The organism is Syntrophorhabdaceae bacterium (assembly GCA_028713955.1).
GTDB lineage: Bacteria > Desulfobacterota > Syntrophorhabdia > Syntrophorhabdales > Syntrophorhabdaceae > UBA5609.
The window spans coordinates 1-6,826 of sequence record JAQTNJ010000172.1 but is presented as its reverse complement, the minus strand read 5'-3'; the positions used below and the strand labels follow the sequence as shown (position 1 = coordinate 6,826).

Below are 6,826 nucleotides of genomic sequence, written 5' to 3'. Positions count from 1 at the left end.
TAACAGGTTTTAAAGCCTACATCGTTCCTCCAGAAAGGATTCAGATCGACATCAAGGGTCTCTCCGGGGTTCGGCACTGCGAAAAACAAGATCGTTCCTCCCCGGTCAACTGACTGCAATGCCTGTTTCGCGGCGGACAACGCCCCCGCGCATACTATCACCCTGTCGGCTAAGCGGCCGTGATTCATTCCTTTGATCGTATCCGGTATGTTCCCGCCGGCCTGGATGGCCTTTTCTGCGCCGAACCTTTGTGCCGCTTCCAACCTGTAATCGTCGATGTCCGTTGCTATGATCCTCCCGGCGCCCAGGGCCCGTGCCAGCTTGATCATGAGCAGGCCGGCTATCCCGCATCCAAGCACCAGGAGCGTATTGCCGGGTTTCAGGTCGATAGCTCTCAAACCCCTTACTACCGTTCCCAGCGGTTCGATGAATGACCCTTCCTCGTAGGACATTTCATCAGGGAGGAGGAACGTCCCTGTATCGATACTCTTCCCGGATACCTTTAAGTATTCTGAAAACCCTCCGGGATCGAAATTATTCTTTGTCTGGAAGACCTGGCACGCAGTATGGTGGCCGGTAAGACAAAAGTGGCATTCGTCGCAGGGGACATGGTGCGTCGTAAAGACCCTGTCGCCTCGTTTGAATTTTGTAACCTCTTCTCCGACCTCGACGATCTCACCGCTTACCTCGTGACCGAGAACAAGAGGTGCCTTTTTGATGCGGTACCATTCGAGGACATCGCTGCCGCATATGCCGCTCGCAATCACCTTGACAAGGATATCTCCTGGACCAACCATGGGGACCGGCAGCTCTTCCACCTCGACCTTGCTGTTGTTATAATACATCCCCACGCGCATGGTTATGTTATCCTTTTATTCTTTTGTTCTTTTCAGCTAAGAAGAAATCATAGGCTTCCTTCGGTTTATCGCCTTCGTGGACAACCCTTCGTATCGCCTTGATCATGGCGACAGGTGATTCCGATTGGAAGATATTGCGCCCCATATCGACCCCTGCCGCGCCGTCCTGGATGGCATTGTACGCCATGGTGAGCGCGTCAAGCTCCGGCATCTTCTTTCCGCCTGCAATGACAATCGGTACAGGGCAGGAGGCCACGACCGTGTCAAAGTCTTTGGGCACGTAATAGGTCTTTACATAGGTGACGCCGAGCTCCGCGATGATCCGCGAAGCGAGCCTCATATATTTGGCGTCCCTGGCCATTTCCTTTCCTACCGCTGTTACACCGAGAACGGGAATAACGTAACGGTTACCCAGGTCCACAAGGCGGGTCATGTTGTGCACTGATTGTGTTTCGAACTGACCGCCGATAAAGACCTGGACGGCCATGGCCGACACGTTCAGGCGTATAGCTTCGTCTATGTCTATGGCAATCTGTTCGTTCGAGAGCTCATTGAGAATGCTTGGCCCCCCGCTTGCCCTGAGGACTATACCCTTGTCATACATAGGCGGGATGATCGTCCTGAGGATGCCCCGTGTGAGCATCAGGGTATCTGCGTATTGCATAAGCGGCAGGATGGTCACGTCCACACGTTCGAGCCCGGTGGTCGGACCTTGAAAGTACCCGTGGTCAATGGCCAGCATAACCGTCTTGCCTGATCTGGGATTGAATATCCTTGACAGGCGGTTTTTCATTCCCCAGTCCAAAGAGTTGCAGCCTTTCAGAAAGAATGCTTTGCTCTTGGCGGGGATGTCCACGTAAAACTGCTTTTCTTTTTCTGATTCGTCGACTTCAGGCATGGTTCTTTACTCCTTATTTATGATTATGCACATAATAACCAATAACCAAACATCAATCATCAATTAATAATCAATACCCAATGACCGAATACCCAAAATTAGATCGCAGTATATTCCCTTTTTGGTTATTGGATATTGGTGATTGGGTATTAATTGGAGCTTGGTTATTGGTCATTGGTTATTAAAATTTAAAAGTTTTTCTCTACTCTATCCTGTTTACGAGTATTTTTCTCCCCGCTGTGATTTCCTGCTGGTTAAATTTAGCCCTGCATCAGTCCTTTGTCAATTGAAATCCGGAAACTCTTTTCTGTCTTTTAACAATACAATTTTCTGACTGTCATCGATATGCGGGAGGAATTCCTTCAGCGGTCTGTTGTATGAAGGAAGGATAATATCCCCCTCTATCTCAATACACGGCACGATGGCGAATTTTCTCCTGTGCAGTTCCGGATGCGGCACAGTGAGGGACGCTTCATCGATGACGGCGTCACCGAAAAGGAGGATATCAAGGTCGATGATCCTGGGACCATCCTTTATACCGCGTTCTCTCCCCATTTCAGTTTCTATGCCGTTGAGGAGGTGCAGCAGCTCGAAAGCGGTGTCGTCCCAATCGATCGATATTGCACAGTTCACAAAATATTCCTGTGATATCTCTGAAACAGGCGAGGTGAGATACAGCGAGGACACGGACTTTATATGCGCCCTTTTGTCGCGTGTAATCGCTTTGATGCTGTCGATGCAGTTTGTGATCCTGTCACCGATATTGGACCCGATGCCTATAAAGACCCTGTTTTTCACGGTGTTCTGTCAGACCGGTTTTTCTTTATCTGAATTTTCTTTGGGCGGAGGGTTCTTTTTATCGTCGGGTTCCTGGGATGCCTTTTTGAAACTTTTGATGCCTTTTCCAATTGCGCTGCCGATCTCGGGGAGTTTGCCTACCCCGAAGATCATGATGATAATGACAAGGATAACAATAAGTTCCGGCAACCCAAGACCAAACATAGTTAACGATACCACTTCCCTGTTTATTGAGTCAACGTTTTTCGAATGCAAGACAGGAAGAATATCCTTGATTGCAATTGTCTGCCGGTGTAAAAGATAGGCGGTAAAGAGAGCGTAGATATGAAAAAAGGTATGGAACATTTAAACAAGATGCCGGTGAACCAGAAGGCAAAGCGGATGCTCCAGAAGTCGGGTGAAGAGCTCGGTAATGATTCTTTACACTGCGTTCAGCTTGCCCGCTGGGCAATTGACAACGGGCACGTTATGGTAGAGCATGATGTTGATGAGACAATAAAAGCCATGATGACGTGGCGCCCCGCCAGGATCATGAATTTTTTCATGGTTGCAGTCGGAGAAGAATACGGTCCTGACGGATGGGAAAGGACAAGAGACCAGTACGAGATGGCCCTATTGATCATCGAGGATATTGAAGAAAAGATGGTTATTCATTTTCCCTGGTACAGGAGCGCTGAATAAAAAGCAGCCCGTGTCTCATAGCTCATAGCAAAGACACGGTAGGCAGTAAGCACGAAATTCTAAGCACCAATCTCTAAACAATATCGAAATTCAAATATCAAATGTTCTAAATGTGTTGTCATCGCGAGGAGCGCCATCCTTTATTGTCATCGCGAGGAGCGAAGCGACGTGGCGATCCTATCGTATGAGATTGCCACGCCCTGCGGGCTCGCAATGACAAAACGCCGCGCTTCGCTCGCAATGACACTGCGCCGCGCTTTGTTCGCAATGACAAAACGCCACGCCCTGCGGGCTCGCAATGACACTATTATTTTGCTCAACTATTTTGATATTGGGACATTTAGATTTGTTTAGGATTTAGATATTCGTATTTAGAATTTGCTATCGGCTATAAGCCGTCTTTGTAGTCATGAGCCCTAGTAAAGATTGACTATACCTTCAATATATTTTAAAAATAATAGATGGCACTTATCGAAATAAGGACATTCCCTGACCCCATACTCAGAAAACTCGCCAAACCTGTTAAAAATGTTACCGACGAGATCCTGAAGCTTTCCGAGGACATGATCGAGACGATGAGGCTCTCGAACGGGGCCGGCCTTGCCGCAAATCAGGTCGGGATCCCGATCAGGCTTATCACCATCGAAGAGCGTCTCAATAAATTGGAGAACAGGCATATCGTCCTTATCAACCCTGTCATTGTCGAGACCGATTCTGAGGAGACCGCCGAAGAAGGGTGCCTGAGCGTGCCGAAATTTTATGAATACATAAAAAGGGCAAAGAAGGTCCTCGCACGCGGCATCAACCTGAAAGGTGAGACAATCGAGCTAGAATGCGAGGGCCAGCTTGCACGGGCGATCCAGCATGAGATCGACCACTTGAACGGGGTGCTCTTCATCGACCACCTGAGCCCTGTAAAAAAGAATCTCTTTAAGAAGAAGTACCATAAGGGCAGGAAATGAAGATCGTCTTTTTCGGGTCCTCGGCCTTTTCCGTACCTCCTCTGAAATCAATTCGCGAACACGTTACCTGCATTGTCACAAAAAGATCCAAGCCCAAGGGCAGGGGATACCTCCTTGATGATAATGAGGTGAAGAAGACTGCCCTGGAACTGGGTTTGCCCCTCATAGAGATAAACTCCTTCAGGGATGAAGAGGCCCAGAAGATAAAAGACTACAACCCCGAACTCTTTGTTGTTGCGTCCTTCGGGTTGATCGTCCCACGGTGGGTCCTTGATCTGCCGGCAATAGGACCCGTCAATGTCCATCCGTCACTCCTTCCGCTATACCGGGGGCCCTCTCCGATGCAGTGGGCTATCCTGAACGGTGATGAAGAGACCGGTATCACGCTCATCATCATGAACGAGAAGATGGATGAAGGCAGGATCATGTACCAGGAACGCGTGTCAATAAAAAAAGGCGAGAACATGATCGATCTCTCGGACAGACTTTCTGCGAGGGTGGCAGAGATCCTCCCGGAGATCGTTGACCGTATCGGCATGCAGGGAATGATGGAGGGGACCGATCAGAGGCACGAAGACGCAACCTACACGCCTATTATTACCAAGGAGATGGGCAGGATCGATTGGTCAAAAAGCGCCATAGAGATCGAACGGCAGGTCAGGGCCTTTGTCCTCTGGCCTACAGCGTATACGTTTCTCGATGGCCGGATGATGAAGATCTTTGACGCAGAGGCCGAAGAGATAACGCGGGAAGGAACCGGACGGGGTGTTGTCGCGGAAATAACAAAGGAAGGTTTTTTTGTTAAAACCCCGAAAGGGCTCCTGAAGGTCCGGGAAGTACAACTGGAGAACAAGAAGCGCATGAGGGCCTATGATTTTGCGCAAGGGTACAGGGGGCTGGTCGGGAAGGTACTAAGATAGTATTTCGTATATAGTATATCGTATATAGTGAACTGCAAAAAACCCCTGAGGTTTCTGCGATATACGATATACAAAATACGATATACGATTTTAGACAGATCAAATAGACAAAATAAATTTAGACAGTTTTTTGTTGACATAATGCTGAATACTTTTTATCATCAAAGAAACAGTGGTATGAATCTTGCTTTTTATAAAGTGAGGTATATGAAAAGATACGTTTTGATAGTCCTGGTTATGTTCGTCCTTGCCGGTTGTGCGACAAATACGCGCGTGTCAACGGGCAACAGTCAATATGCGGGTGACAGCGCAGCCTTTTACAACACAAATCCTCCGGAACCAGCCAGGAATGCGGAAACCGGAGCCTCCAGGAAAACCGCGTCTGTTGCAAAAAAGGATGCAGACACTATCAGGGAGGATTATCTATACAGAAAAGATAATGGGGTGATGAGCGAAGACGATGATATCGCCGCACTCCTGGGATATGATTATGCTCATGATTTTGACATCCCTATCGTATTTAATGATGCTGTGAAATACAACATACGGTGGTTTACCGGGGAAAAGAGAAAGGTCTTCGGAAACTGGCTCAAGAGAGCCAAACAGTATGTGCCCGTTATCAAGGAGATCCTGAGGAAGAACGGGATGCCGGAGGACCTTGTTTATCTTGCAATGATCGAAAGCGGTTTCAATCCAAAGGCATATTCAACGGCAAAGGCATCAGGACCCTGGCAATTTATCTATGCCACCGGCGAACGGTATGGCCTGAAAGTAAATTACTGGATTGACGAAAGAAGAGACCCGGAGAAATCAACGGTCGCTGCTGCGAAGTATCTGCGGGACCTTTTTAACCAGTTCGGTTGCTGGTATCTTGCTGCTGCAGGCTATAATGCGGGTGAAAGACGGATTGAAAAAGCGATAGAAAAGCATAATACGAACGACTTCTGGGAACTCGTGAAATACAATACCCTCCCAAAGGAGACCCGTGAATACATACCGAGACTTATAGCAGCGGCGATCATTGCGAAAGACCCTGAGAAATTTGGTTTTGGTAGCATGACCTACGACCAGCCGGTGCAGTTTACAGAGTTTAAAGTACCTGGAGGAACACCGCTTTCTGCTGTCGCAAAGGCCGCATCGCTGGATGTAGCCAGCGTTAAATCATATAACCCTGAGATTATCCGCGGTATAACACCTCCGAGCCTTCAACTCTACACGGTCAAATTACCTGCATCTTTGGATGAGGAAGAGTTTGCCGACAACCTTGAGACAGCGATGAACGGCCAGAAGAAGATTAAAAGCCTTGTCACATACAAGGTTAAAAGGAAGGACACCATCGCGAAGATTGCCCGGAGATATGGCGTAAGGAGCGAGGATATATACTTAGTTAACAGTTTTGACGATGAGCTGAAAGTAAAACCCGGGGCGAGAATACAGATCCCGAGGTACATAGGCCCGACAAAGGAAAAGAGAGCGATTGCGAAAAAGACTGTTAAAACAACTGTTGCGTCACAATCTGAAACACATGCAAAACAAACCGAGACGGCACAGCAGACAAAACAAAAGGTTTACCACGTAGTCAAAAAGGGTGAGACCCTCGGGTCCATCTCCGATAAATACGGCATCGAAGTCGCGAGCCTCAAATCAATGAACAACCTGAAGAATGATAAGGTCTACCCTAATATGAAACTGAAGCTTGCCAGTTACTCA

The 6,826-nt window shown here is 48.0% G+C and carries 8 protein-coding genes; 4 read left to right on the top strand and 4 right to left on the bottom strand.

Features of this window, described 5'->3' with window-relative positions:
- The 4 genes from PHU49_12680 to PHU49_12665 form a co-directional block, all read right to left on the bottom strand.
- Nucleotides 1-857, bottom strand: an 857-nt coding sequence (locus tag PHU49_12680) for an alcohol dehydrogenase catalytic domain-containing protein (GenBank protein MDD5244862.1), incomplete at its 3' end; no start/stop codon positions are given.
- Nucleotides 858-864: 7 nt separating this feature from the next.
- Nucleotides 865-1,755 (bottom strand): 3-hydroxy-5-phosphonooxypentane-2,4-dione thiolase, encoded by an 891-nt coding sequence (gene lsrF, locus PHU49_12675; GenBank protein ID MDD5244861.1) that lies wholly within the window; start codon nucleotides 1,753-1,755, stop codon nucleotides 865-867.
- 282 nt (nucleotides 1,756-2,037) lie between these two features.
- Complete coding sequence (gene folK, locus PHU49_12670) at nucleotides 2,038-2,553, bottom strand: 2-amino-4-hydroxy-6-hydroxymethyldihydropteridine diphosphokinase (GenBank protein ID MDD5244860.1); 516 nt, start codon at nucleotides 2,551-2,553, stop codon at nucleotides 2,038-2,040.
- A 9-nt stretch (nucleotides 2,554-2,562) separates the two neighbouring features.
- Complete coding sequence (locus PHU49_12665) at nucleotides 2,563-2,898, bottom strand: twin-arginine translocase TatA/TatE family subunit (GenBank protein ID MDD5244859.1); 336 nt, start codon at nucleotides 2,896-2,898, stop codon at nucleotides 2,563-2,565.
- Between PHU49_12665 and PHU49_12660 the strand changes: the two genes are divergently transcribed.
- From PHU49_12660 to PHU49_12645, 4 genes are all read left to right on the top strand, one after another.
- Nucleotides 2,878-3,234: a hypothetical protein gene (locus PHU49_12660; GenBank protein ID MDD5244858.1), complete on the top strand. Its 357-nt coding sequence runs from the start codon at nucleotides 2,878-2,880 to the stop codon at nucleotides 3,232-3,234. The genes PHU49_12665 and PHU49_12660 overlap by 21 nt on opposite strands.
- 461 nt (nucleotides 3,235-3,695) lie before the next feature.
- Complete coding sequence (def, locus tag PHU49_12655) at nucleotides 3,696-4,196, top strand: peptide deformylase (protein ID MDD5244857.1); 501 nt, start codon at nucleotides 3,696-3,698, stop codon at nucleotides 4,194-4,196.
- A complete protein-coding gene (gene fmt, locus PHU49_12650; GenBank protein MDD5244856.1) occupies nucleotides 4,193-5,116 on the top strand; it encodes a methionyl-tRNA formyltransferase in 924 nt (307 codons plus the stop codon). Before def ends, fmt begins: the two co-directional genes overlap by 4 nt.
- Nucleotides 5,117-5,323: 207 nt before the next feature.
- Nucleotides 5,324-6,826 (top strand): transglycosylase SLT domain-containing protein (locus tag PHU49_12645; protein MDD5244855.1); only part of this gene is annotated, 1,503 nt, incomplete at its 3' end.